Source organism: Streptomyces sp. NPDC052682, assembly GCF_040678435.1.
GTDB lineage: Bacteria > Actinomycetota > Actinomycetes > Streptomycetales > Streptomycetaceae > Streptomyces.
In genome coordinates, this window is record NZ_JBFATS010000007.1 from 144,892 (window position 1) to 171,002 (window position 26,111).

Annotated in this window: 20 protein-coding genes; 11 read left to right on the forward strand and 9 right to left on the reverse strand. The window is 73.6% G+C overall.

Features of this window, described 5'->3' with window-relative positions; translation table 11 throughout:
* Nucleotides 1-25: 25 nt before the first annotated feature.
* The 6 genes from AB0K80_RS13015 (at nucleotide 26) to trpC (ending at nucleotide 7,249) form a co-directional block, all read left to right on the forward strand.
* Nucleotides 26-1,009, forward strand: a complete 984-nt coding sequence (locus AB0K80_RS13015) for an ABC transporter substrate-binding protein (RefSeq protein ID WP_365668802.1) — start codon at nucleotides 26-28, stop codon at nucleotides 1,007-1,009.
* A gap of 65 nt (nucleotides 1,010-1,074) precedes the next feature.
* On the forward strand, nucleotides 1,075-2,277 hold the full coding sequence (locus AB0K80_RS13020) for an LLM class flavin-dependent oxidoreductase (protein ID WP_365668804.1): 1,203 nt from the start codon (nucleotides 1,075-1,077) through the stop codon (nucleotides 2,275-2,277).
* A gap of 23 nt (nucleotides 2,278-2,300) precedes the next feature.
* Nucleotides 2,301-3,674 carry an NtaA/DmoA family FMN-dependent monooxygenase gene (locus tag AB0K80_RS13025; protein WP_365668806.1) on the forward strand — a complete coding sequence of 458 codons (1,374 nt, stop codon included), beginning with the start codon at nucleotides 2,301-2,303 and terminating at the stop codon, nucleotides 3,672-3,674.
* 96 nt (nucleotides 3,675-3,770) lie between these two features.
* Complete coding sequence (locus AB0K80_RS13030) at nucleotides 3,771-4,898, forward strand: LLM class flavin-dependent oxidoreductase (RefSeq protein ID WP_365668809.1); 1,128 nt, start codon at nucleotides 3,771-3,773, stop codon at nucleotides 4,896-4,898.
* A 188-nt stretch (nucleotides 4,899-5,086) separates the two neighbouring features.
* Nucleotides 5,087-6,412 carry a ferredoxin reductase family protein gene (locus AB0K80_RS13035; RefSeq protein WP_365669160.1) on the forward strand — a complete coding sequence of 442 codons (1,326 nt, stop codon included), beginning with the start codon at nucleotides 5,087-5,089 and terminating at the stop codon, nucleotides 6,410-6,412.
* A gap of 51 nt (nucleotides 6,413-6,463) precedes the next feature.
* The gene (gene trpC / locus AB0K80_RS13040; protein ID WP_365668811.1) at nucleotides 6,464-7,249 is read left to right on the forward strand and encodes an indole-3-glycerol phosphate synthase TrpC; all 786 of its coding nucleotides are present in this window, start codon (nucleotides 6,464-6,466) and stop codon (nucleotides 7,247-7,249) included.
* Nucleotides 7,250-7,415: 166 nt separating this feature from the next.
* Here the strand turns inward: trpC and AB0K80_RS13045 are convergent, their stop codons facing one another.
* Together AB0K80_RS13045 and AB0K80_RS13050 are read right to left on the reverse strand one after the other, a co-directional pair.
* The gene (locus AB0K80_RS13045; protein ID WP_365668813.1) at nucleotides 7,416-8,903 is read right to left on the reverse strand and encodes an APC family permease; all 1,488 of its coding nucleotides are present in this window, start codon (nucleotides 8,901-8,903) and stop codon (nucleotides 7,416-7,418) included.
* Between the two features lie 84 nt (nucleotides 8,904-8,987).
* Entirely contained in the window at nucleotides 8,988-10,643 is a 1,656-nt protein-coding gene (locus tag AB0K80_RS13050) for an amidohydrolase (protein ID WP_365668814.1), read from the reverse strand.
* A gap of 182 nt (nucleotides 10,644-10,825) precedes the next feature.
* Here AB0K80_RS13050 and AB0K80_RS13055 point away from each other — a divergent pair, with 182 nt between their 5' ends.
* Together AB0K80_RS13055 and AB0K80_RS13060 are read left to right on the forward strand one after the other, a co-directional pair.
* Nucleotides 10,826-11,440 carry a TetR/AcrR family transcriptional regulator C-terminal domain-containing protein gene (locus AB0K80_RS13055; RefSeq protein WP_365668816.1) on the forward strand — a complete coding sequence of 205 codons (615 nt, stop codon included), beginning with the start codon at nucleotides 10,826-10,828 and terminating at the stop codon, nucleotides 11,438-11,440.
* 196 nt (nucleotides 11,441-11,636) lie between these two features.
* On the forward strand, nucleotides 11,637-12,680 hold the full coding sequence (locus AB0K80_RS13060; protein WP_365668818.1) for a LacI family DNA-binding transcriptional regulator: 1,044 nt from the start codon (nucleotides 11,637-11,639) through the stop codon (nucleotides 12,678-12,680).
* Nucleotides 12,681-12,701: 21 nt separating this feature from the next.
* Here AB0K80_RS13060 and AB0K80_RS13065 read toward each other — a convergent pair whose 3' ends face one another.
* Nucleotides 12,702-13,985, reverse strand: a complete 1,284-nt coding sequence (locus AB0K80_RS13065) for an MFS transporter (protein WP_365668820.1) — start codon at nucleotides 13,983-13,985, stop codon at nucleotides 12,702-12,704.
* Between the two features lie 170 nt (nucleotides 13,986-14,155).
* On the opposite strand from AB0K80_RS13065, the gene AB0K80_RS13070 reads away from it, so the two are divergent.
* A complete protein-coding gene (locus AB0K80_RS13070; RefSeq protein WP_365668822.1) occupies nucleotides 14,156-16,207 on the forward strand; it encodes a phosphocholine-specific phospholipase C in 2,052 nt (683 codons plus the stop codon).
* Here AB0K80_RS13070 and AB0K80_RS13075 read toward each other — a convergent pair.
* A complete protein-coding gene (locus tag AB0K80_RS13075) occupies nucleotides 16,197-17,126 on the reverse strand; it encodes a hypothetical protein (RefSeq protein ID WP_365668824.1) in 930 nt (309 codons plus the stop codon). The genes AB0K80_RS13070 and AB0K80_RS13075 overlap by 11 nt on opposite strands.
* The gene (locus AB0K80_RS13080; RefSeq protein WP_365668826.1) at nucleotides 17,123-17,926 is read right to left on the reverse strand and encodes a phosphatase PAP2 family protein; all 804 of its coding nucleotides are present in this window, start codon (nucleotides 17,924-17,926) and stop codon (nucleotides 17,123-17,125) included. Before AB0K80_RS13080 ends, AB0K80_RS13075 begins: the two co-directional genes overlap by 4 nt.
* Nucleotides 17,927-18,143: 217 nt before the next feature.
* Here AB0K80_RS13080 and AB0K80_RS13085 point away from each other — a divergent pair, with 217 nt between their 5' ends.
* The gene (locus tag AB0K80_RS13085) at nucleotides 18,144-18,758 is read left to right on the forward strand and encodes a TetR/AcrR family transcriptional regulator (protein WP_365668828.1); all 615 of its coding nucleotides are present in this window, start codon (nucleotides 18,144-18,146) and stop codon (nucleotides 18,756-18,758) included.
* Nucleotides 18,759-18,947: 189 nt separating this feature from the next.
* Here AB0K80_RS13085 and AB0K80_RS13090 read toward each other — a convergent pair whose 3' ends face one another.
* Entirely contained in the window at nucleotides 18,948-19,922 is a 975-nt protein-coding gene (locus AB0K80_RS13090) for a DUF2510 domain-containing protein (RefSeq protein WP_365668830.1), read from the reverse strand.
* A 193-nt stretch (nucleotides 19,923-20,115) separates the two neighbouring features.
* Between AB0K80_RS13090 and AB0K80_RS13095 the strand changes: the two genes are divergently transcribed.
* Nucleotides 20,116-22,794, forward strand: coding sequence for an AAA family ATPase (locus AB0K80_RS13095; protein WP_365668832.1), 2,679 nt, complete (start codon nucleotides 20,116-20,118; stop codon nucleotides 22,792-22,794).
* 270 nt (nucleotides 22,795-23,064) lie between these two features.
* On the opposite strand, the gene pcaD is transcribed toward AB0K80_RS13095, so the two are convergent.
* Genes pcaD through pcaG form a run of 3 tightly spaced genes read right to left on the reverse strand, consistent with a single transcriptional unit; the run spans nucleotide 23,065 to nucleotide 26,110 of the window.
* Nucleotides 23,065-24,186 carry a 3-oxoadipate enol-lactonase gene (gene pcaD, locus AB0K80_RS13100; RefSeq protein WP_365669161.1) on the reverse strand — a complete coding sequence of 374 codons (1,122 nt, stop codon included), beginning with the start codon at nucleotides 24,184-24,186 and terminating at the stop codon, nucleotides 23,065-23,067.
* Nucleotides 24,180-25,508: a 3-carboxy-cis,cis-muconate cycloisomerase gene (gene pcaB / locus AB0K80_RS13105; protein WP_365668833.1), complete on the reverse strand. Its 1,329-nt coding sequence runs from the start codon at nucleotides 25,506-25,508 to the stop codon at nucleotides 24,180-24,182. Before pcaB ends, pcaD begins: the two co-directional genes overlap by 7 nt.
* A complete protein-coding gene (gene pcaG, locus AB0K80_RS13110) occupies nucleotides 25,505-26,110 on the reverse strand; it encodes a protocatechuate 3,4-dioxygenase subunit alpha (protein ID WP_365668835.1) in 606 nt (201 codons plus the stop codon). Before pcaG ends, pcaB begins: the two co-directional genes overlap by 4 nt.
* Between the last annotated feature and the right edge of the window lies 1 nt (nucleotide 26,111).

The window sequence follows — 26,111 nt, forward strand, 5'->3', positions numbered from 1 at the left end:
CCTTCCGTACGCAAGGAGCCCGGCCATGTCCACCTCGACCACCCGCCGCACCGCCGCAGCCGCGCTCGGACTCGCCACCGCCCTCGTCCTCGCCGCGTGCAGCAACCCCGACGACGGCGGCACGACCGAGGTCGCGGCCACGTCGGACGGCAAGACGAAAATCAACACCAGTCCCGACCAGAACCGCGTGACCACCGGCAAGGTCGACTCCATAGCCGCCGAGGTCCCGGAGAGGATCCGCAAGAGAGGCACCCTGGAGATCGTCGACTCGTCCGGCTCCGCGGCGCCGCTGACCTTCTTCGCCACCGACAACAAGACCGTCATCGGCGTCGAGCCCGACCTCGCCCACCTGGTCGCCGACGTACTCGGGCTGAAGCCGCACATCAACACGGTCTCCTGGGAGAACATCTTCGTCGGCCTCGACAGTGCCAAGTACGACGTCGGCTTCAGCAACATCACGGTCACCGAGGAACGCAAGGAGAAGTACGACTTCGCCACCTACCGCGAGGACAACCTGGGCTTCGAGGCGAAGAAGGGCAGCGGTCTGAAGGTCACCGGACCCGCGGACGTGGCGGGCAGGACGGTCGCGGTGGGCAGCGGCACCAACCAGGAGAAGCTGCTCATCGAGTGGAGCAAGGAGAACGAGAAGGCCGGCCGCAAGCCGGTGCACATCAAGTACTACCAGAACGACAGCGACACCTACCTCGCCCTCCAGTCCGGCCGCATCGACCTCTACCTCGGCCCCAACCCGACCGCCGCCTACCACGCCGCCACCACCGGCAAGACCGAGGTCGTCGGCACCTACTCCGGCGCCGGCGCCACTCTCCAGGGCCTCATCGCCGCCACCACCAAGAAGGACAGCGGCCTGGTCAAGCCGCTCGCCGACGCCCTCGACCACGTCATCGAGAAGGGCACGTACGCGAAAGTGCTGAAGCGCTGGGGCCTGTCCGACGAGGCGGTGACCAAGTCGCAGATCAACCCGCCCGGCCTGCCCAGGACCAACAAGTAGCCGACCCGGGGCGCGCAGGCCCGCGTGGCCTGCGCGCTCGCGGGGTTCCAGAAAGGCACCCACTCGTGTCCTCGACACCCCCTCCCGAACTGCACCTCGCCGTCGCCCTGGACGGCACCGGCTGGCATCCCGCCTCCTGGCGTGAGCCGGTGGCCCGCCCCCGTGAGCTGTTCACCGCCGGATACTGGGCCGCCCTGGTCGCGGAGGCCGAGCGCGGCCTGCTCGACTTCGTCACCCTCGAGGACGGCCTCGGCCCGCAGTCGTCCCACTTCCTGGACCCCGACGAGCGCACCGACCAGGTCCGCGGACGCCTCGACGCCGTCCTCATCGCCTCCCGCGTCGCCCCCCTGACCCGGCACATAGGACTGGTGCCGACGGTGGTCGCCACCCACACGGAGCCGTTCCACATCTCCAAGGCGATCGCCACCCTCGACTACGTCAGCACCGGCCGCGCCGGCCTGCGCGTGCAGATCACCGCCCGCCCCAACGAGGCCGCGCACTTCGGCCGGCGCACCATCCCGCGCATCCAGGCCTACGACCACCCGGACACCCGGGAGGTGGTCGCCGACCTCTTCGACGAGGCCGCCGACTACGTGGAGGTGGTGCGCCGGCTCTGGGACAGCTGGGAGGACGACGCCGAGATCCGGGACGCCGCCACGGGCCGATTCATCGACCGGGACAAGCTGCACTACATCGACTTCGAGGGCAGGTTCTTCAGCGTCAAGGGGCCCGCCATCACACCCCGCCCGCCGCAGGGCCAGCCGCTCGTCACCGCCCTCGCCCACGACACCGTCCCGTACCGGCTCGTGGCCCGCGCCGCCGACCTCGGCTACGTCACCCCGCACGACGCCGACGAGGCCCGCTCGATCGTCGCCCAGATACGCGCCGAGCAGGAGACGGCCGGACGGGCCGGTGAACCCCTGCATGTCTTCGGCGACCTGGTGGTCTTCCTGGACGACGACCAGACCGCCGCGGAGGACCGCCGCGCACGGCTCGACACCCTCGCGGGACAGCCGTACACCAGCGACGCACGCATCTTCACCGGCACGCCCGGTCAACTTGCCGATCTGCTGCAGGAGTGGGCCGAAGCGGGTTTGAGCGGCTTCCGGCTGCGGCCCGCCGTCGCCGGCCACGACCTCCCGGCCGTCACCCGCCGCCTGGTCCCCGAACTCCAGCGCCGGGGCGCCTTCCGCACCGCCTACGAGGCCGGCACCCTGCGTGGCCTGCTGGGTCTGCCCCGCCCCGCCAACCGCTACGCCGCAGCCTGAGCCGGAAGGGACCGCACCGACCCATGAGCAAGCCGCTGAAGCAGATCCACCTGGCCGCCCACTTCCCCGGCGTCAACAACACCACCGTGTGGAGCGACCCGCGGGCCGGCAGCCACATCGAGTTCAGCTCCTTCGCGCACTTCGCGCGCACCGCCGAACGCGCCAAGTTCGACTTCCTGTTCCTCGCCGAGGGCCTCAGGCTCCGGGAACAGGGCGGGAAGATCTACGACCTGGACGTCGTCGGCCGCCCCGACACCTTCACCGTGCTCGCCGCACTGGCCGCCGTCACCGAGCACCTCGGCCTGACCGGCACCATCAACTCCACCTTCAACGAGCCGTACGAGGTGGCCCGCCAGTTCGCCAGCCTCGACCATCTCTCCGGCGGCCGCTCCGCGTGGAACGTCGTCACCTCCTGGGACGCCTTCACCGGCGAGAACTTCCGCCGCGGCGGCTTCCTGCCCCAGGAGGAGCGCTACTCCCGCGCCAAGGAGTTCCTCGCCACGGCGAACGAACTCTTCGACTCCTGGCGCGGTGACGAGATCCTCGCCGACCAGGCGACAGGTGTGTTCCTCCGGGACGCCAAGGCAGGCGCCTTCGTCCACACCGGACAGCACTTCGACATCCACGGGCAGTTCAACGTCCCCCGCTCCCCGCAGGGCCGCCCGGTCATCTTCCAGGCCGGCGACTCCGAGGAGGGCCGCGAGTTCGCCGCCGCCGACGCCGACGCCATCTTCAGCCGGCACGCCACCCTCGAGGCCGGGCAGGCCTTCTACACGGACGTCAAGAAGCGCCTCGCCAAGTACGGCCGCCACCCCGGCCAGCTGCTGATCCTGCCCGCCGCCACCTTCGTCCTGGCCGACACCGACGCCGAGGCCGAGGAACTGGCCCGCGAGGTGCGCCGGCAGCAGGTCAGCGGGGCCACCGCCCTCAAGCACCTGGAGTTCGTGTGGAACCGGGACCTGTCGGCGTACGACCCGGAAGGGCCGCTGCCCGACATCGACCCGGACGTCGGCGACGACCACATCGCCAAGGGCCGGGCCCAGGTCCGCATGTACCGCGATCGGCTGGCCACCGCCCGCGAGTGGCGCGCACTCGCCGCGGCGAACAACTGGTCCATCCGCGACCTGGTCATCAACACCGGCAACCGGCAGAACTTCGTCGGCTCCCCGGCCACCGTCGCCAGGACCATCAACGACTTCGTGCAGTCCGACGCCGCCGACGGCTTCATCCTCGTCCCCCACATCACCCCGGGCGGCCTGGACGAGTTCGCCGACCAGGTGGTCCCGCTGCTCCAGGAACAGGGCGTCTTCCGCACCGACTACGACGGCACGACCCTGCGCGACCACCTCGGCCTCGCACATCCCGACGACCCACGCGTGGAGCGGGTGGCGTCGTGAAGTTCCTCGCCGTCCCCCTGATCGTGCACCGCCCGGACCCGCCGTTCGCATGGGGACCCGTGTTTCCGGCGCCGCCCCTCACCCAGGAGTCCGCCCGTGTCTGACATCCCCCTCGGCGTCCTCGACCTCGTCCCGATCTCGTCCGGATCGACGGCCGCGGACGCCCTGCGCAACTCCATCGACCTCGCCCAGCACGCCGAACGGCTCGGCTACGCCCGCTACTGGTTCGCCGAGCACCACCTCAACCCGGGCGTGGCGGGCACGTCCCCCGCGGTCGTCCTCGCCCTGACCGCCGCCGCGACCTCCACGATCCGGCTCGGCTCAGGTGCGGTACAGCTCGGACACCGCACCGCGCTGTCCACGGTCGAGGAGTTCGGCCTGATCGACGCCCTGCACCCCGGCCGCCTCGACCTTGGCCTGGGGCGCTCGGGCGGCCGTCCGCCGGGGGAGAGGACGACCGTGCCGACGGCCACCCCGGTCGTCGACGGCCGTGCCCCGAACGGCCTGCTCATTCCGCCCCGCTTCTCCTTCGAGCACCTGCTCGGCTCACCTCGCGTGGCCCTGCAGCGCAAGCTGCTCCTGCTCCCGGGTGCCCAGTCGCAGGACTACACCGAGCAGATCGACGACATCCTCGCGCTGCTGGCCGGCACCTACCGCTCACCGGAGGGCATCGAGGTGCACGTCGTGCCGGGGGAGGGCGCCGGCGTACAGGTGTGGATCCTGGGCAGCAGCGGCGGCCAGAGCGCCGAGGTCGCGGGCGCCCGGGGCCTGCGCTTCGCCGCGAACTACCACGTCAGCCCGGCCACGGTGCTGGAGGCGGTGGAGGGCTACCGCTCCTTCTTCCAACCCTCCGAGTTCCTCGACAAGCCGTACGTCAGTGTCTCCGCCGACGTCGTCGTCGCCGAGGACGACGCGACCGCCCGGGAACTCGCCACCGGCTACGGCCTGTGGGTCCGCAGCATCCGCACCGCCGAAGGCGCCATCGCGTTCCCGACGCCGGACGAAGCGCGCGCCCACGCATGGAGCGACGCGGACCGGGCCCTCGTACAGGACCGCGTCGACACGCAGTTCGTCGGCTCACCGACCCGAGTGGCCGACCAGCTGGAACAACTGCAGGAAGCCACCGGTGCGGACGAGTTGCTCATCACGACGATCACTCACGACCACGCCGACCGGGTCCGCTCGTACGAACTGCTCGCGGAGGAATGGCGCCGCCGGCGGTGACTTCGACGACCGGCCGTGGCGCGCACGTGGACCTCAACACCCCTGTGAAGGCTTGTGGTTAAGGCCTTAATCATTCAGCGTACCCAGCGACGGCGACCGGGCGACCCCGCAGACCGCCTCGTACGGCGTGGTGTCCGCGGTCCGAGTTGTGGACAAGAGGGGAAGAAGGGGAAGTGGTGGAGGCGACGATGTCACGGGTGCGGCAACGCACCATCCCACCGGTCGTTGCTGCGCGGTGCGCGCTGTGGACGTTTGTCATCGTCAACCTGGTGATCGTCGAGATCCTGTTCCTCACCGCCGGGACCGGCAAGAACGGGGTGCTCACGGTCGCCAAGTTCTTCGGTCTGCACACGGCCGTGCTGATGCTGCTGCAGTTGCTGCTGGTGGCCCGGCTGCCGTGGCTCGACCGCCGTATCGGCATGGACCGGCTGACGGTGTGGCACCGGTGGGTCGGCTTCACCCTGCTGTGGACCCTCCTCACCCACGCCGTGCTGGTGGTGCTGGGCTACGCGAGGCTCGATGACGCGTCGATGACGACAACGTTCTTCGCGCTGGCCGGAGTGCCGGCGTCCCTGCTCGGGATGCTGGCCGCGGCGATCGTCGTCGTGGTCGCCGCGATCTCCGCCCGGTACGTGAGGCAGCGGCTGCGGTACGAGACGTGGCACGGCCTGCACCTGCTGCTGTACCTGGCGTTGGGGCTGGCGTTCGTCCACCAGTTGCAGGAGACCACGACCTTCAGCTCCTCCGCACCCGCGAAGATCTACTGGTGGGCCCTGTGGCTGTTCGCGTTCGGTGCCCTGGTCACGGGCCGGATCGTCCTGCCCGTGTGGCGCAACGCCTATCACCGGTTCGAGGTCGCGGCGGTGGTGCCGGAGTCGGACGACGTCGTGTCGGTGCACGTCACCGGCCGCCACCTCGACAGGCTGCCGGCCCGGGCCGGCCAGTTCTGCATCTGGCGGTTCCCCGGGCACCACCACTGGTGGCAGGCGAATCCGTTCTCGCTGTCGGCGGCACCCGACGGCCGCACGTTGCGCCTGACCGCCAAGGCGGTGGGCAGCACCAGCGCCGGCCTGCGGCACATCCCGGTCGGGACCCGCGCGTTCGTCGAGGGGCCGTACGGAGCCTTCACCGCGTTGCACCGCACGCGGCCCGGCGCACTGCTGATCGCCGGCGGGGTGGGGATCACGCCGGTCCGCGCCCTGCTGGAGGAGGAACCGGCCGGCGACCTCGTCGTGCTCTACCGGGTGCGGAGCGAGAGGGATGCCGTGCTGGTCGACGAGGTACGCGAGCTGGTCGCGGAGCGCGGTGGGCGGCTGCACCTGCTCACCGGCCGCACGGCGGAGGGGAACCGGCCCTTCGAGCCGGACCGGATACGCGCCCTGGTTCCCGACCTCACCGAACGCGACGTGTACGTCTGCGGCCCTCCCGCGATGACCTCGGCCGTGCTCACCGCCCTGCGCAGGCTGAACGTGCCCCACCGGCAGGTACACGCCGAGCGGTTCGGCCTGGCCTGAGCCCGGCCGGCGGCGGTGTCCCCGCCGCCTTCATTCGACAAGGAGAGGACCATGAGCGTTCTTGACGGGATCCTCGCGGGAGTCCGCGAAGATCTGGACGAGCGCAAGCGTGCCACGCCGTTGGCGGAGCTGCGCTCCCGGGCAGCGGACGCGGCACCCGCCCTCGACCCGCTGCCCGCGTTCCGTGAGCCCGGGGTGTCCGTCATCGCCGAGGTCAAGCGCGCAAGCCCCAGCAAGGGCGCGCTGGCGGACATCCCCGACCCCGCGTCGCTCGCGGCCCAGTACGCGGCCGGCGGTGCCGCCGCGATCAGCGTGCTGACCGAGAGCCGGCGTTTCGGCGGCTCGCTCGCCGATCTGGCGGCCGTACGTGCCCGGGTCGACGTGCCCGTCCTGCGCAAGGACTTCATCGTCGACCCCTACCAGGTGTGGGAGGCCCGCGCGTACGGTGCCGATCTCGCGCTGCTCATGGTCGTGTCGCTGGACGACGGCCGGCTCGCCGACCTGATGGGACTGTGCACGGAGTTGGGTCTCACGCCGCTCGTGGAGGCCCACACGGCCGAGGAAGTGCGGCGGGCCGCTGCCGCGGGAGCCGAGCTCATCGGCATCAACGCACGCGACCTGACCACGCTGGAGGTGGACCGCAGGGTGTTCGCCGACCTCGTGACGGCCGTCCCGGAGGGTGCGGTCAAGGTCGCGGAATCGGGTGTGACGGGCCCGAAGGACGTGGCGGAGTACCGCGCTTGGGGAGCCGACGTGGTCCTGGTCGGGGAGGCACTGGTCCGCTCGGGGGATCCGAGCGGCGCGGTGCGGGAGTTCATCGAGGTCGCCGGGGCGTGACGGTGTCCGGCTCGGTCAGCCGGGCCGCGGTCCGGCCGGTCACGAGGCGGCCTGCACACAGCCGCGAGGCACGCCCCGCTCGCCCGGGGACGACCCCGTGCTCGGGGAACGGCCCCGGCCGCCCCGCCGCGGTGACTTCCGTCCCCCGGCGGGGCACCGGGCCTGGTCACACGGAGTCGGCGTCGGTGGTGGCGAGCCTGGCGTAGACCTCGGGCCGGTTGTGCCTGATCCGCAGGGCGAGTACCGCTCCGGCGGCGAAGACCGCCGGAGTGAGCGCGATCAGCGTCCAGTTGACGGCGGGGCCGGCACCGGTGAAGAGATTGAGGCGCGTGCAGACCAGCCCCGTGATCACCGCCAGCAGCAGCGCGGCGGCCGCCGGTGCGGCGGTGGTGCGCAGGCGTCCCGCCGCGTGGGCGCCGGGACCGCGGCGGAAGAAGACGGCCACGGCGCAGGCCGCGAGCGTCTGGAGAACCAGGATGCCCACCACGCCCGGGGTGTTCACCCACAGCAGGAACTGGTTGTACGGGTGTGCGCCGATCGCGGCGAAGACGGCGGTGACGACCACCGCCAGCACGGTCTGCGCGATGCCGGAGACCCACGGCGAGCCGTGCCGGGGGTGGATACGGCTCAGGGGGGCCGGGGCGGCGCCCTCGACGGACAGCGCGTAGCCGTAGCGGGTGATGGCGTTGTGGAAGGCGAGCAGGGAGGCCAGGAGGCTGCTGACGATCAGGACGCGCTGGAGGTCGGTGGCCCAGCCGCCCACGTATCTGGTCATGGCGGTGAAGAACATCTCCGCGGGGTTCTGTGCCGCGGTCCCGACCGCCTTGTCGTCGCCGAAGGCCTGGACGATGATCCAGACGACGAACGTGTAGAAGAGGCCGAGGAAGGCGACGGCCAGGTAGGTGGCGCGGGGGATGGTGCGGTCGGGGTCGCGGGCCTCTTCGCGGTACAGGGCGGTGGCTTCGAAGCCGATGAAGGCGGCGATGGCGAGGCCGAGTGGCGCGCTCATCTGCGAGGTGAAGACGTGCGAGGGGGTGAAGGAGGCCAGGCTCAGACCGTGGGCGCCGCCCTTGACCAGGATCGCGCCGGCGAGCAGCACCAGGACGGCGGTCTCCGCGATCAGCAGCGCGGCGAGGACTTTGGCACCGAGGCGGATGGACCGGAAGCCGAGGAACCACACCACGGCGATCGCGGCGAAGGCGTAGACCGGCCACGGCAGGTCGACGCCCAGCAGCGCGTTCGCGGTGCCGGCGGCGAAGAAGCCGAAGGCACCGTAGGTGCCGATCTGCAGGGCGTTGTACGAGAACACCGCGAGCAGCGCGGCCCCCAGCCCGGCAGGGCGGCCAAGGCCCCGGGAGACGTACGAGTAGAAGGCGCCCGCGTTGCGGATGTAAGGCGTCATGGCGGTGAAACCGACCGCGAACAGGCACAGCACGACGCCGACCGTCAGGTAGGCGACAGGGGCGCCGATGCCGCCGAAGAGGATCGCGAGCGGGGCGATGCCCGCCATGACGGTGAGCGGGGCGGCGGCCGCGACGACGAAGAAGACGATGTCCGCGACGCCGAGCGTGGCGCGTTGCAGACGGCCCGCCGGGTCCGCCCCGGTGGCGGCCGGGGGCTGGTGGGGAGCGGTTGAGGTGTGGGGCTCGGTCATGGAGGTCTCCGCGTGATGCTGGAGGTCGACGGGGAAGGGTGCCTGTTCCTGGTACGCGGGCCCGGCCGTGACGACGCCGAGAGGCTAGGGCCGTCCGGCCGGCAGGGGAGCGGGGGTGCCGGAGCCGTGGGTGCGCCGGCCGGCGAGCCAGGTGCCCACAACGGGCAGGTGTGCGAGGTCGTGGGGTGCCGTCCCCACCGGGTCGGCGGCGAGATGCACCAGGTCGGCGCGCATCCCGGGGCGCAGGACGCCCCACTCCTGCTCCTGGAAGGCCTGGTAGGCGCAGCCGGCGGAGTAGGCGGCCAGGGCGGTCGCGGTGTCGATCCGCTCCTGGGGGAGCCAGCCGCCCTCGGGGAATCCCGCGGGCGTCTGGCGCGTCACGGCGGTGGCGATGCCCCGCAACGGTTCGTGGTCGGTGACCGGCCAGTCGCTGCCGAACGACACGCGGGCGCCGGAAGCCAGCAGCGCGGCGATCTGGTACTGCCGCGCGCCGCGCTCCGGGCCGATCTTCGGCAGGACGAGGTCGGTCATCAGCCGGTCGGGCTGGGCCCACAGCGGCTGGAGATTGGCGATCACCCCGAGCTCGGCGAAGCGGGGCAGGTCGCTGGGGTCGATCAACTGGGCGTGGGCGATGACCGGGCGGCGGTCGCGGGGTCCGTTGGTGCGGGCCGCGTCCTCGATCGCGTCGAGGGCGACTCGGACGCCGCCGTCGCCCAGCGCGTGGATGTGCGGCTGGAAACCCAGGGCGTCGACCGCGGTGACGGCCCGGGCCAGTTCCGCCGGAGTCCAGTGGGCGATGCCGTGGGAGTGCGGGCAGTCGGCGTACGGTTCCAGGAGGGCGGCCGTGCCGGACTCGATGACCCCGTCGGCGAAGAACTTCACGGTGTGCGCGGTGAGCAGCCCCCGGGCGGTGCCCTCCACGCGTTCACGCTCGGCGGCGAGCCGGGGGAGCTGGTCACGCCAGTGCTCCGGCCCCAGGAAGAAACCGAGGTCGGCACGGACCGGCAGCCCTGGGCCACTGGTCGCCGCGGTGATCCAGACGTCCGCGTGGTGCGGTTCCACCCAGGCGTCCTGCAGCCAGGTCACCCCGGCGGCGGCGAACCGGGCGGCGGTCTCGCGCAGCGCCGCCACCTGAGCCTCGTGGGACGGCTGGGGGACGAGGTCGAGGACGGGCAGTACGGCGCCGAACTCGCGCAGCGTGCCCAGCGGTTCGCTGGAGCCTTCCCGGCGCACGATCTGTCCGCCCTCCGGGTCGGGCGTGGCGGCGGTGAACCCGGCCCGGCGCAGGGCTTCGGTGTTCACCCACGCCGTGTGGTGGTCCATCGTGCGCAGCACCACGGGCCGGTCGGGGACGGCCGCGTCCAGCCAGCGGGCGTCGAACCGGCCGTCCTCGGCGAGCCAGGCGTCGAAGCCGTCGCCGGTGATCCACTCGGCCTCGGGGTGCTCGTCGGCCCAGTGCCGTACGGCCTCGACGACGTCCGCCACGGAGGTGCACGCGCGCACGGGCGCTCCGAGCAGGCCCAGGCCGCCCATCACCGGGTGCACGTGCCCGTCGCCGAACGCGGGCAGCAGGGCGCCTCCGCGCAGGTCGACCACGGCGGTACGCGGGCCGCGGGCGGCGCGTGCCTCAGCGCCGAGGGCGCTGATCCTGCCGCAGGTGACGGCGAGGGCGTCGGTCACCGGGCGTTCGGCGGCCCCGGTCCTGACGGTCCCTCCGGTGAACACGATGTCGGCCTGCATGGCAGCGGCACCCTTCCCTGCGTACGGCAACCGAACTGAAACCGATTCGGTTTCGGTAATGTAGAGCGGACCCGGGCGGCGGGGAAGACCTTTCACTGAAAGACGTTCGGTAAAGTTCGGGTGACGCACCGCGGGCGGCCGTGCCCCGCCCGGCAGTGAGCCACGAACCATAAGGAGCCCACGTGCCCAGGCCGCGCACCCCTCTGCTGGACCGCCGGCGCATCGGCGCGGCAGCCCTGAGCATCGCCGACGAGCAGGGTGCCCTCACCATTCCCGCCCTGGCCCGGAAGCTCGGCGTCGCCCCCTCCGCTCTCTACCACCACGTGTCCGGCCGTGACGAGATCATCTCGCTCATGCGGGAGGAGCTGGCCCTGGAGGCAGGCTCCGACGACTGGGACGCGTCACAGCCCTGGGAGCAGGCCCTGGAGGCATGGGCCCGTTCCTACCTCGCAGCCTTCGCATCCCACCCCGGGGCGGTGCCGCTGCTCGCGACGGCCCCGCTGGCCGAGCCCTTCATGCACGCGATGTACGAGAAGGTCGCCGCACTCCTGCTGGCCGCCGGCTTCACCACCCGTCAGGTCATGCCGCTGATCACCGCCGTGGAGAGCTTCGTCCTCGGCTCGGCCCTCGATCTGGTCGCGCCGCCGGTGATGGTCTCCGATGTGCCACGGGGAACCGCCCCCCACCTCAGCGCCGTACTCGACGACACCCCGACCGACCGGCGCCGGGCCGAGCTCGCGTTCGACACCGGTCTGCGAGCCCTGCTCACCGGTTTCCGGGCGCTCCTTCCCCGGTGACCGGCGGGCGGCCGCCATCGTCACCCTGCTCGTCGGCGGCGGGACGCCGGTGATCACCGGTCCACCCGGCCGCCTGTCCCGGCCGCCGTCGCCCGGTACGCTGAGTGGTCACGTTCTCCAACCGTAAGCACTCATGCGGAAGTTCGGGATGCCCACCAAGAGCTCACCTGCCTGGCGGCGTCCCACGCTCGACGCCGTGGCCGCACGGGCAGGCGTGTCCACCGCCACGGTGTCGAACGCGCTCAACGGCACCGGACGACTCTCCGAGGCGACCAGACAGCGGGTGCTCGCCGCGGCACGCGCAGTCGGTTACGCCCCTGCCGGCACGGCCCGCGCCCTGTCCAAAGGCGGCACCGGAGTGCTCGGCCTGACCATGACGACGTACGGCGACCTGCCCGTCCCGTACATGGAGATCCCGTACTACGCACAGTTGACACTGGGCGCCATGGCGGCCGCCCACGAGCGCGGCCATCTGCTGCTGGTGATGCCCGGTTCGATGTCGCCTCGGACGTGGCTCACCACGCCGATGGACGGCGTCATCCACGTCGGACCGCGCGCCGAGGACCCGGTGCGTGCCCTGCTCCGGCAGCGCGGCATCCCGATGATCAGCGAAGGCAGGCCGCCGCAACCGCGCCGGTGCGACGCGTGGGTGGATGCCGACCACGAAACAGGCCTGCGCCTCCTGCTCGACCACCTCGAACAGTCCGGCGCCCGCCGCGTCGGGCTCTCCCTCCCCCTCCACGACGACACGTACCCGCACCTGATCGCACACGCCTACCGGTCCTGGTGCGACGAACACCGCGTGCCCGCACTCGTGGAGGAGTACGCCGCACTGCCCGACTACTTCACGGCCGAACAGGACGCGGTAGCCCGGCTGCTCGACCGCGAGCCGAGACCGGACGCCGTGGTCGGCGTCTACTCCGACTCCGGTCACCACATCCTCGCCGCGGCGCGCCGCCGCGGCCTTCGGGTGCCGCGGGACCTGCTGGTGGCGTGCGTCAGCGAGGATCCGGACTACGCGACGACCGCCCCGCCCGTCACCACCGTCAGTCTCCGCCCGGACCGGGTGGGCGCCGAAGCGGTCGACCTGCTGATCGCTGTCATCAACGGCCGCAGCGGCGCGGACCGGCGTCGGCTCGTGCGACCGGCGCTCATCCCCCGCCGGTCCACACGGCGCGCGGTGCGCGCGAGGAACGGTGTGGCTGAGCGCACGCCCTCGGACGGCCCTGGCGGGAGTTGACCAGGCTTCCAGCAGCGGCGGTCAGCGCCGCAACTCCCCGTGCGCCGTCTCCGGCAGGCGCAGGTACACCACCGACGACAGCAGGCACAGCGCCGCGACGTACCACGGGAACAGCCCGCTGTGCCCGAGCTCCTTGAACAGGGTGCCCACGTACGGGGCCGTCCCGCCGAACAGCGCCACCGTCAGCGAGTAGGGGAACCCGATGCCGGCCGCGCGCACCCGGGGCGGGAAGACCTCGGCGTTGACGGCCGCGCTGACCGAGGTGAACCCGGTCAGCAGCACCATGCCCGCGCACTGCACCAGCAGCAGCACCGTGAAGGAGTCCCGCAGCGCGTGCAGCAGCGGCACGCACAGCAGCGCGAAGCCCAGGCCGAAGAAGAGCAGGAGGGGACGACGGCCGTAGCGGTCGGACAGCAGTCCGCCGAGCGGCTGGAGCAGGGCGAAGAAGGCGAGTGAGACGGTGCCGGCCAGCAGCGCGTCGGACTTGTCGACGCCCGCGTCGAGTTCGGCGTACGTCGGCAGGTACGACGTCCAGGTGTAGTAGGCGAGGGTGCCGCCCGCCGTGATGCCGGCGATGAGGAGGGACTCGCGCGGGTGGCGGCGCAGGGCCTCGAACAGGCCCGGGCGCGGGCCGCGGAACTGCTCCGGGCCGCGGGTCTCCTCGGCACCGCGCCGGATCCAGAAGCCGACCAGGCTGAGCAGCGCGCCGAGCAGGAACGGCACGCGCCAGCCCCAGCCGTTCATCGACCGCTCGGACAGGGTGTCCACGAGCAGGGTGGCGATGCCCGAGGCGAGGAGCTGGCCGATCGTCGTCGAGACGTACTGGAAGCTGGAGAACAGCCCGCGCCGGCCGGGGCCCGCCGACTCCACCAGGAACGTCGTCGAGGCCGCGAACTCGCCGCCCACGGACAGTCCTTGCAGCAGCCGTGCGGCGACCAGGATCACCGGGGCCAGGACGCCGGCCGCCGCGTACGTCGGGGTCAGGCCGACCAGCAGGCTGCTGCCGCCCATCAGCAGGATGGTGACCGTGAGCGCGGCCCGCCGGCCGTGCCGGTCGGCGACCGCGCCCATCAGCAGCCCGCCCACCGGGCGCATGAAGAAACCCACCGCGAACACCGCGAACGTCGACAGCAGCGGCACCAGGGAGTTGTCCGCGCTCGTGGGGAACACCTCGGCGGCGAGGTAGGTGGCCAGGAACGTGTAGGCGTACCAGTCGTACCACTCCACGGCGTTGCCGACGGAGGCGGCGAGGAGCTGGCGTACGGGCCGGTGCGCCGGTGGGGTGGCCGTCTGTGCTTCTGTCATGATCGCGACCTCCCCCGCCCGGCGGCCCGGCACACCACACGTACCGCGGACCTTCACAGCGGCGCCATCGCACCCTTCCCTGCCGTTCGGTGCGCTTGGAACACTCGCTGCGCGCACGATCCGTCACGTTCCGGCCGGACACCGCCGACAGGACGAGAGGTCCCTCAGCCATGCCCGAAGTCAACCGGCGCAGATTCCTGCAGTTCGCGGGCGCCACCGCGGCGTTCAGCGCGCTGTCCGCCAGCATCGAGCGCGCCGCCGCGCTCCCGGCCAACCACCGCACCGGTTCCCTCGAGGACGTCGAGCACATCGTCGTCCTCATGCAGGAGAATCGCTCCTTCGACCACTACTTCGGCACGCTGAGGGGCGTCCGCGGCTTCGGCGACCCGCGTCCCGTCACGCTGGACAGCGGCAAGCCGGTCTGGCACCAGCAGGACGCGAACGGCACGGAGATCCTGCCCTTCCACCCGGACGCCGACGACCTCGGCATGCAGTTCCTGGAGGGCCTGCCGCACGGCTGGACCGACGGCCAGCAGGCCTACCACGGCGGCCGGTACGACCGGTGGGTGCCGGCGAAGGGCACCACCACGATGGCGTACCTGACCCGCGAGGACATCCCCTTCCACTACGCGCTCGCCGACGCCTTCACCCTCTGCGACGCCTACCACTGCTCGTTCATCGGCTCCACCGACCCCAACCGCTACTACCTGTGGACCGGGTACACGGGCAACGACGGCACCGGCGGCGGCCCGGTCCTCGGCAACGACGAGCTCGGCTACGGCTGGACCACCTACCCCGAGCGCCTGGAGAAGGCCGGCATCTCCTGGAAGGTCTACCAGGACATCGGCGACGGCCTCGACGCGAAGGGCTCCTGGGGCTGGATCGAGGACGCCTACCGGGGCAACTACGGCGACAACTCGCTGCTGTACTTCACCGCCTACCGCGACGCCCGGCCGGGCGACCCGCTGTACGACAAGGCCCGCACCGGCACGAACGCCAAGGCCGGCGACGGCTACGTCGACCGGCTCAAGGCCGACGTGCTGGCCGGCCGGCTGCCGCAGATTTCCTGGATCGCCGCGCCGGAGGCCTTCTCCGAGCACTCCAACTGGCCCTCCAACTACGGCGCCTGGTACATCGCGCAGGTCCTGGACGCCCTCACCGCCGACCCCGGGGTGTGGGCGAAGACCGCCCTGTTCCTCACCTACGACGAGAACGACGGGTTCTTCGACCACGTGGTGCCGCCGCTGCCGCCGGCCTCCGAGGCCCGGGGCAGGTCCACCGCCGACGTCTCCCTCGACCTCTACCCCGGCGACGGCAAGCGGCCGGCCGGACCGTACGGCCTCGGCCCGCGCGTGCCGATGCTGGTCGTCTCGCCGTGGAGCAAGGGCGGCTACGTCTGCTCCGAGACCTTCGACCACACCTCGATCCTGCGGTTCATGGAGCGCCGCTTCGGGGTGCGCGAGCCCCACATCTCGCCGTGGCGCCGGGCCGTCTGCGGCGACCTGACCTCCGCGTTCGACTTCTCCCGCAAGGACGCCCGCCCGGCCGCGCTGCCGGACACCGGCGCCTACGAGCCGCAGGACCGCGAGCGCCACCCCGACTACCGGCCGACGCCGCCGGTGGACCCGCGCATGCCCCGGCAGGAGCGCGGTGCGCGCCCCACACGGCCGTTGAAGTACGCCCCGTACGTGGACGCCTCCCTGGACGCGGCGGGCCGCCTCACGCTCACCTTCGCCTCCGGCGCCCACGCCGGTGCCGCCTTCCACGTCACGTCCGGCAACCGCGCCGACGGCCCGTGGACCTTCACCACCGAGGCCGGCCGGACCGTCACCGGGACGTGGGACCCGGCGTCCTCGCAGGGGGCCCACGACCTGACCGTGCACGGCCCGAACGGCTTCGTACGGGCCTTCAAGGGGTCCGCCGCGGCGCCCGGGCCCGAGGTCACCGCCCGGCCCTGCGGCAGCGATCTCCAGCTGACCTTCACCGGCAAGGGCTCCGCCACCGTACGGCTGAGGGTCGCCAACGCCTACCGGGGCCGTACGACGACCGTCACCGTGCGGCCCGGCAGCACCGTGCGGCACACCGTCGACCTCGGGGCGAGCCGCCGCTGGTACGACCTGACCGTCACCTCCGAGTCCGACCCGGGCTTCCTGCGGCGCTTCGCCGGGCACGTCGAGAACGGGCGGCCCGGGGTGAGCGACCCGGCGATCCTCACCGAGTGACGGTGGTCAGGTGCCCCGGGGCGGGCTGGCGGGGCACCCGCTCGGGCGCCGCCGATCCGGGCTGCAGGGCCAGGACGGCGGCCACCGGGTGGTCGTCGTCCCGGTGGGCGGCACGGCTGAGCAGCACCACGCCCCAGGACGCCAGCCCCGCCCCGGCCAGGGCGAGCAGGACGCCCGCCGGGCCGCCCTGGAGGCGTTCGCCGAGCAGGGCCAGGCCGATCACCGCGGCGGCCGTCGGGTTGGCCAGTGTCACCACGGCCAGTGGTGCGCCCAGGCCGCCCCGGTAGGCCGTCTGGGACAGCAGCAGCCCGCCCGCCGCGAAGGCGGCCACCAGCAGCGCCACGCCGATCACCTGGACGCTCAGCAGGGGCCCGGTCCGGTCCGTCGCCGCCACCGTCACGGTCTGGGTGAGCGCCGAGGCCACCCCGGAGGCGACGCCCGAGGCGGTCGCGTGCCGCAGCCCGGGCCGCGCGCCCGGCCGCGACAGCATGCCGATCAGGGCCGCCGTGGCGCCCGCGACGGCCAGCGCCTGCGGCACGCTCAGCACCTCGCCCGGCGCGGGACCGGAGGCGGTGACCAGGATCGCGGCCAGCCCCAGCAGCGTCAGGGCGGTGCCCCGCCACTCCGCCGGGCTCACCCGCCGCCCCGCCGTCCGCGCCCCCAGCGGCACGGCCGCGACCAGGGTGAGGGCGCCGAGCGGCTGGACCACGGTGAGCGGGCCGTAGGCCAGGGCCACGACGTGCAGGAGTGCGGCGGCGGCGTTCAGAGCCACCGACCACCACCACGCACCGCTGCCCAGCAGCCGCAGGGCGCCCGTCCCGGAAGCCCGGGAGGCCAGCCGCTCCTGGGCGACGGCCGCGGCCGCGTAGGCCACCGCGGAGACCAGGGAGAGGGCGACGGCCGGCAGGACGGTGCTCATCGGCCGGCTCCCGCGAGCGTCATGTCCTGCGCGCGGGCCGGCACCGGCTTCCGCTGGGCGCGGCCCGCCGTGGTCAGGGTCCGGCGCGGCCGGTGCACGACCGCCAGCGCGAGACCCAGCAGAGCCGTCGCCGCGACCGCGTCCAGCCAGTAGTGGTTGGCGGTGCCCACGATCACCAGCAGCGTCACCAGCGGGTGCAGCAGCCACAGCCACCGCCACCGCGCCCGGGTCGCCGCGATCAGCCCGACCCCCACCATCAGCGCCCAGCCGAAGTGCAGCGACGGCATGGCCGCGAACTGGTTCGACAGGGTGTCGGTGGCGGGCGGCCCGTACACCGACGGCCCGTACACCCGCCCGGTGTCCACCAGACCGGTCGCCGCCAGCATGCGCGGCGGGGCGAGGGGGAACGCGAGGTGCAGCACCAGCGCCGCCGCGGTCACGGCGGCCAGCACCCGGCGGGCCCACACGTAGTGCGCCGGGCGCCTGAGGTAGAGCCAGACCAGGAAGGCGGCGGTGGCCGGGAAGTGGACCGTGGCGTAGTAGAGGTTCGCCAGGTGCGCCACGGTGTCGCCGTGCAGCAGCAGGGACTGCACGGTGCCCTCACCGGGCAGCCGGACCGCGCGCTCCAGGTCCCACACGCGGTGCGCGTCGCGGAACGCCTCGCCGGTGTGGCCCGCCGCGAGCTGCCGGCCCAGCTTGTAGACGAGGAAGAGCCCTGTGACGAGCAGGAGCTCACGGACGAGCGGCGGCCGCGCTACGGCGTCGGCCCCCGCCGGGTCAGGCTCGGTGCGGGCATTCATCCCCCGGCCCCTTCGGTGACGGTGGTGCGTGCGGTGATGCGGATGAGACCGGGCGTGTGGCCGGAACTCATCGATACGGGTACGTACCGAAACGCGAGTGTACCGATACGCCACTGTACCGATACGGTCGCGTACCGGTACAGTGGCGTATCGGTAGACGTACGACACACTGGTGGCAGTCCAGTCGACCGCCCGACCCGAGCGAGGAGCGCAGCCCATGACGTCGCAGGCCGCGGACGGACCGGAGACGGTCGCCGCCTCGCGCCGCTCCAAACTCACGCGCGAGCGTGAGCAGGAGTTCTTCGACGCCGTGCTCGACCAGATCCGCGAGTGCGGCTACGACGCCGTGACCATGGAGGGGATCGCCGCCAGCACCCGGTGCAGCAAGTCCACGCTGTACCGGCAGTGGAAGACCAAGCCCCAGTTCGTGGCGGCCGCGCTGCGCTCCCACCGCACGGTGCGCTTCGCCGGCATCGACACCGGCTCGCTCGCCGGGGACCTGCGCGAGGCGGCGCGCGCCGCGGGCGCGTGGTCCGGCCAGGACACCACCCTCCTCCAGGCGCTGGGGCACGCCCTCACCCAGGACCCGGAGCTGAGGTGCGCGCTGCGCGAGGCGCTCGTCGACCCGGAGATCGCCGCGCTGCGCGAGATCCTTCGGCGCGGGGTCGAGCGCGGGGAGGTGCGCGCCGACCATCCGGCGCTCGAGTACATTCCGGCGCAGATGTTCGGCGTGCTGCGCATCCGCCCGGTCCTGGAGGGCCGGGACGCCGATCCCGACTACCTGGTCCGCTTCGTCGACGCCGCCGTGCTGCCGGCGCTCGGCCTCACATGAGGCCGGGTGAGCCGGACGAGGCCGGCGCATGAGGGGCACCTGAGACCCAGGCGGCCGTCCGCGGGATGACGGGACGGCGGTCTGCGCCGCGCCGCACCGTGGGGACGGGGGCGGCGCGCACCCCCCGGCCGGGTGGGGTTCCTCTTGAGCGGAGGGGCACCCCACCCGGCCGGCTGTGCACCGGGACGGTCAGACGTCCTGCCCGTCGCCGCCGCCCGCCGACACCTTGATGCCCTTGGTGATGTCGTCGATGACCGACGGCGACTGGTCGGTGTCCACCCCGAAGCGGACGACCACGATCTGCTGGGGCCGGGCGGGGGAGGGGAAGGCGAGCGACTCGACGTAGCCGTCGGCGCCCTTGCTGGTGACGGCCTTCCAGCGGACCAGGTAGCCCTTCTGCCCGGCCACGGTCACGGACTCGGAGGCCAGGACGTCGTGCGAGGTGATCCCGCCGTAGCTCTTGCCGCCGTAGGACTGCTTGGCGTTGGCGGCGATGTCCGCCTTGGCGACCTCCTCGGCGGTCCCGCCCCGGCTGCCGAGCAGCACGGCGGGAGCCGAGTACGCCCCGCCCTTGGTGCAGGTGGCGGAGGTGTCGCCGGGGCACGGGTAGGAGTCGTGGGACGACACCTGCGCACCGCCGTCGATCTGCTGCCCGTACCAGCCCCGCGGGATGGGCAGGCTGATGCCGCTGACCGGATCGGTCACCGCGCCGCTCTCGATCTTCGGCGGCGCGGACCGGTCCGGCGAGGGACTGGGCCCGCCGGGTGCCCCGTCGCCGCCGGAGCCACCCGACCCGCCGGAGCCGCCGGAGCCGCCGGAGCCGCCCGATCCGCCCTGGCCTCCGAACGGCCCGCCCTGGCCGCCCGGTTGCTGCGAGGTGGCGGACGGGCCGCTCGCCCCGTCGCTCTTGGTCAGCGCGTACACGCCGACCCCGATGCTCGCCAGGACCACGGCCGCCACCGCCACGGCTGTCCCCGTCCGCACCCCGGACTTCGGCCCGGTACCGGTGTTCCCGTGGGGCGCCGGCGGACCCCACCCGGCGGCCGGCCCCGCGGGACGGACCCGGTCCGTCCACGCCCTGCCGTCCCACCAGCGCTCGGTGGCGGGCCCGTCACTTGTCTGCCCGGGGTCGGGGTACCACCCGGGAGGAGTCACCTGCGTCATGCCCCCACCGTATGAGGCGTCGGTGAAAGAGGGATGAGAGAGCCGCGTCCCGGCCGGCCACTGGACGCCACCCGCCCGCACCCCCGTGTCACCCGTCACGGACACCACCTGCCCGGACCCTCCTCCGCCGAGGCGCCCGGAGGACTACGCTCGACACCTGCAGGCCGTTCGTGCGACGTGGGGAGGTAGCGGGATGACGGAGGTACGGCCCACGGCCGGCGCCTCGGCTTCCCTGTGGGAGCGCGACGAGGAAGTCGCCGCCCTCGCGCAGGCGGTGGACACCCTGTGCGCCGACCACGACGCGCCGGGCAGCTTACTGGTCTTCCGCGGCGAGGCCGGCCTCGGCAAGACCGCCCTGCTGGCCGAGGCGCGCCGCATCGCGGAGGCCCGCGGCTGCACCGTCTGGTCGGCCCGCGGCGCCGAGACCCTGCGCTCCGTCCCCTTCCACGTCGTACGGCAGTTGCTCCAGCCCGCGCTGATGTCCCTGCACCCGGAGGAGGCCCGCGAGTACCTCGGCGACTGGTACGACATCGCCGGCCCCGCCCTCGGCATCGCCGAGCCCGGCGACCGGCACGCCGACCCGCAGGGCGTGTGCGACGGACTCGTCGCCGCCGTACGGCGCCTGGCCCGGCGCGAATGGCCGCTGGTGCTGCTCATCGACGACGCGCACTGGGCCGACCAGGAGACCCTGCACTGGCTCGCCGCGTTCGCCGAACGCCTCGAGGCCCTGCCCGTGCTGGTCGTGGTGGCCCGCCGGCCCGGCGAGGTCAGCGGCGCCGGTGCCCGCCACCTCGACACGGTCGCCGCCGCCTCCGACCGGCCCGTCGCCACCCTCAGCGCCCTCACTCCGGACGCGACGGCCGGGCTGACCCGCGCCACCCTCGGCGAGCACGCCGACGCCGCCTTCTGCCGGGAGGTGTGGGCCGTCACCGCCGGCAACCCCTACGACACCGTCGAACTGCTGGCCAAGGTGCAGGACAGCGAACTGGAGCCGGTCGAGGCGCGGGCCGGGGAGCTGCGCGAGCTGAACCGCTCCGCGCGCGGCGGCGGCCTCGTGGCCCGCCTGGAGGAACTCGGCATCGACGCCACCCGGTTCGCCTGGGCCGCGGCCATCCTCGGCACCGGCATATCCGTCGACCTGGTCGCCCGGCTCGCCACCCTCAAACCCGGCCAGGCCGCCCGCTGCGCCGAACTGCTGCGCAGCGCCCGCATACTGACCGTCCCCGACCCCGCCACCGGCGGCTCCGACGACCTGGAGTTCGTCCACCCGCTGATCGCCACCGCCGTCTACAACTCCATCCCCGACGCGCTGCGCACCGCCATGCACGGCATCGCCGCCCGCGTCGTCACCGACTCCGGCCGCGGCGCCGCGGCGGCCGCGCGGCACCTGCTGGAGGTCCACCCGGACGCCGACGAGGAACTCGTCGAGCAGCTGCGCGAGGCCGCCCGCGAACACCTCGCCGTCGGCGCTCCCGACGCGGCCCGCCGCTGCCTGGAACGCGCCCTGGAGGAACCGCCCACCCCCGAGGTCCATCCGCACGTCCTGTACGAGCTGGGCTGCGCCACCTTGCTGACCGCGCCCGCCCGGACCATAGGGCACCTGAGGGCCGCGCTCGCCCTGCCCGGCCTGGACGGCGCCCAGCGGATCGACGCCGTGGTGCGGCTCTCCCAGGCGCTGCTGCACAACAACCAGATGGAGGAGGCCGTCCGCACGGTCGAGGCCGAGGCCGCCCGGCTGGCGGAGGGCCCGGCCCGGATGCGGCTGGAGGCCGTGCAGTTCATGTGGGAGGGCGTCCACGCCGGCGAGGCCATCTCACCGAACCGCTCCGAGCGGCTGGCCGACCTCGCCCGCCGCTGCACCGGCCGGGACAACGCCGAACGGGCGCTGCTCATCCTGCGCGGCTTCGACGCCCTGATGCGCGGCGAGAACGCCGAGGAGGTCGTCGAGGTGTGCGACCGGGCCCTCGTCAACGGCCGCCTCGCACCCGGCCTCGGCTGGACCGACAGCGAGTGGGGCATAGAGCTGCTGCTGATGCTCGCCAACTGCTACGGCTTCACCGACCGCCTCGACCGCGCCGAGAGCCTGTACAACGAGGCCCTGCGCGCCTACGAGAGCGCCGGCTGGAGCGGCGGCCACCTGGCCCTGGCCCACGCCTACGTCGGACTCGGCCACCGCCGGCGCGGCCGCCTGAGGGACGCGGAGGCCTCCCTGCGCGAGTCGCTGCGCCTGGCCGAACGCGTCGGCCGGGGCCTGCCCCTGTACTGGACCGCGACCTGCGCCCTGGTGGACACCCTGCTCGCCCGCGGGCACGTCGAGGAGGCCTGGCAGGTGGCCGGCCAGTACGGCTTCGCACCGCCCTACCCGTCCACCATCGTGCTGCCGGACCCCCGCTCCGTACGCGGCCGGCTGCTGCTCGCCGTCGGCCGGACCAAGGAGGGCGTCAACGAACTGGAGGCCGCGGAGAAGGCCGCCGACCTCCGCGGCCACCACAACCCGGTGCTGGTGCCCTGGGCGGCCGACCTGGCCCGCGCCCTGGCCACCGAGGATCCGGCCCGGGCCGCCCGGCTCGCCGTGGACGTCCGCCGGCGGGCCGAGCGGTTCGGCACGGACACCGCCATCGGTGAGGCCCTGCGCTGCGCCGCCGCCCTGGAGACCGGCCGGCGCGCGGTCCACCTCGCCTCCCAGGCGGTCGCCTACCTGGAGGCCTCGCCCTGCCAGTACGAGCACGCCGCCGCCCGCGTCGAGTACGGCATCGCCTCCCGCTCGGTGTCCGAGCTCAACCGAGGCTTGGAGCTGGCCCGTTCGTGCGGCGCGGACGGGCTCGCGGCGAGGGCGGAGGCCGAACTGGCCACGGGCGTGGGCCTGCGGTAGGTCACCCGGCCGGCGACCTCCGGTCGTACGCGGACCGCGGGGGCGTAGGCGGTCCGGTGGGCCCGGCGCAGCACGTTCACCCGCGAGGCGCCGGGTGCGTTCGCTGTCCCGGCCGAGGGTGAGCACGACGTGCCCGGCGCGGAACGGCTCGCAGGCGAAGGACCGGCCCAGCCCCGGGGTGGCGCCGGTGATCACGAACGTGGACACGGGCCCACCGCAGGCACGCCGAGCAGGCGGCGGCCAGCTCCCGCCGGGGCTGCCCAGGCGGGGTCACCCCGCCGCGCCGTCTTCCTCCGCCAGCACCCGCTGGGCCGTCGCGAACGCCGAGTTCGCCGCCGGCACCCCGCAGTACACGGCCGTCTGGAGCAGCACCGCGCCGATCTCCTCGGGCGTGAGCCCGTTGCGCCGCGCCGCCCGGACGTGCAGGGCCAGCTCGTCGTAATGGCCGTGCGCGACCAGCGCCGTCAGCGTGATCATGCTGCGCTCCCGGCGGGTGAGCGTCGGATCGGTCCAGATCTCACCCCAGGCGTAGCGCGAGATGAAGTGCTGGAAGCGGGCCGTGAAGGGGGTCTGCCGGGCCTGGGCCCGGTCCACGTGCGCCTCGCCCAGCACCTGGCGCCGCACCTCCATGCCCCGCGCCGCGTGCCCGCCGAAGTGGGACCGCAGCGCGGTCAGGACGGCCTCGGGGCACTGCGCGGGCGCCAGGTGCGAGGCGCCCGGGATCTCCACGAGGGCGGCGCCGGGCACCGCGTCGGCGATCTCCCGCAGGTGCGCCGGCGGTGTCGCCGGGTCGTCCCGCCCGGCGACCAGCAGCGTCGGCACGGCGATGTCCGCGAGCCGGTCCCGCAGGTCGAACGCGGCCAGCGCGTCACAGCAGGCCGCGTACGCCTCCGGGTCGGCGTCCCGGTGGTCCTGCACGAGCCGCGGCACGGTGAACCCGGGCGTGAACCAGCGGGCGTCCGCGCTCTCGGCGAGCGAGGCCAGCCCCTCCCGCCGTACCAGCGCGGCGCGTTCCTGCCACGGCCGCGCCCCGTTGAAGTGCGCGGAGGAGCAGATCACGGCCAGGGACGACACCCGCTGAGGGTGGTGGACGGCCAGGTGCAGCCCGACCGCCCCGCCCAGCGACACGCCCGCGTACGCGAACCGCTCGACGCCGAGCGCGTCGGCGAGTTCCAGCACCAGCCGCGCGAGGTCGCCGACGGTCGCGCCCGGGCCGATCAGCCCGGCCGCCGAACCCCCGTGCCCGGGCAGGTCCCAGCGGATCACCCGGTGGGTGATCGACAGCTCGGGCGCCACCTGGTCCCACAGGGCGCAGGACGTGCCCAGCGACGGGCCGAGCAGCAGCGGGGGAGCGCAGGCGGGCCCTTCGGCGAGGTGATGCAGGGTCAAGATCGCTCCAGGGCACGGTCGGTGAGGGCTCCGGCGGAGCCCGTGTAGCGGGCGGGGTCGGCGTCCACGGGGACGTCCTGCAACTCGGGCTGCTCGGCGAGGAGTCCGGCCAGCGGGCGGCCCTCGGCGTACGTGCGCCGGGCCAGCTCGGTGAGCAGGGCCTTGGCGCGGGCCCGCCCGAGGACGGGGGCCAGTTCGGCGGACAGCCGCTCGGAGACGATCAGCCCGTGGGTGGCGCCGAGGTGATCCCGCATGACGTCGGGCCGCACCCGCAGCCCCTCGGCGAGTCCGGCGGCGTCCCGGGCGGCCCCGCCGGTCAGCCGCAGCAGGTCCCGCAGCGGCTCCCACTCGGCGTGCCAGGCACCGGCCGGCCGCTCGTCCTCCGCTGCCAGCGACCCGTACAGCGTGGCCGCGAGCTGCGGAGCCCGCCGGGCCGCGGCGGCGATCAGCGTGGCCCGTACCGGGTTGGCCTTGTGCGGCATGGCCGACGAGCCGCCGCCGCTGCCCTCCGCCACCTCCGCGATCTCCGTCCGGGACAGCACCAGCACGTCCGCCGCGAGCTTGCCCAGCGCGCCCGCCGTGAACGCCAGGCACCCGGCGAGGTCGGCGATCGGCGTGCGCAGCGTGTGCCACGGCAACAGCGGTTCCTTCAACCCGAGTTCGCGGGCGTAGGCGGCCGGCAGCGCGGTCGCGTCCGGGGCGCCGTACGCGGTGAAGGCGGCCAGCGTCCCGGCGGCGCCCCCCAGTTGGGCCGGGAGACAGTCCCGTACGGCCGTCACCCGGTCGCGGGCGTCGAGCACCAGCGACCGCCAGCCGGCCGCCTTCAGCCCGAACGTCGTCGGTACGGCGTGCTGCGTGAGGGTCCGGCCCGGCATCGCGGTGTCGCGGTGCTCGGCGGCGTGCCGGGCCAGCGCCCGCTCCGTGCGCGCCAGGTCGGTGAGGATCAGGTCCAGCGCGCGGACGGCCACCAGCATCGTCGCCGTGTCCAGGATGTCCTGGCTGGTGGCGCCCCGGTGGACGTACGGGCCGTACTCCTCGCCCACCGCCTCGGTCAGGTCCGCGACCAGCGGGATGACCGGGTTCCCGCCGCGGCGGGCCCGCTCGGCGAGGGAGCGCGCGTCGAAGCGGCCCGGGTCCGAGGCCGCCTGCGTCACGGCCCCCGCCGCCTCGGCCGGGGCGAGCCCCAGGGCGGCCTGGGCGCGGGTCAGCGCGGCCTCCGCGTCGAGCAGCGCGCGCAGGTAGGCGGTGTCGCCGGTCGCGGCCGCGGCGGGGGAACCCGCCCACCCCGGGGCGAGCAGGTCCGCGTCGGGTACGGCTGATGTCACTGGAACTCCAGGAAGACCGTCTCGCCTTCGCCCTGAAGGCGGATGTCGAAACGGTACGTGCCGTGCCCCTCGTCCCCGGCGATCAGCGTGTCGCGCCGCTCGCCGGGCACCCGGGACAGCAGCGGGTCCGCCGCCAGCGCGGCCGGGTCGCCCGGCAGGTAGATCCGGGTGAACAGGTGCACCAGCAGGCCGCGCGCGAAGACGCACACGCTGAGGTACGGGGCGTTGTCCCCGCGCGCCCCGGGCCGCAGGGTGCGCGCGTACCAGTGGCCGTTGGCGTCGGTCTGGATCCGGCCGAAGCCGGTGAACTCCACCCCGTTGCGCCCCAGGAAGCCGCCGCTCGCCGGATCCCGCCGCATAGAGCCGTCGACGGCGGGCAGGGTGCCCTGCGGGTTTGGCCCCCACAGCTCGATCAGGGCGTCCGGCAGCGGCCTGCCCTCGCCGTCGTACACGTACCCGTGCACGGTGACCGTGTCGGGATGGCCTGCCGGGGCGATGTCCTCGCCGCCGCGGAACGGCAGCGCGTAGCCGTAGAAGGGGCCGACCGTGTGCGACGGGGTGGGCAGCACCTGCTCCGGGCTGCTCGGGTCGATCTTCGTCATG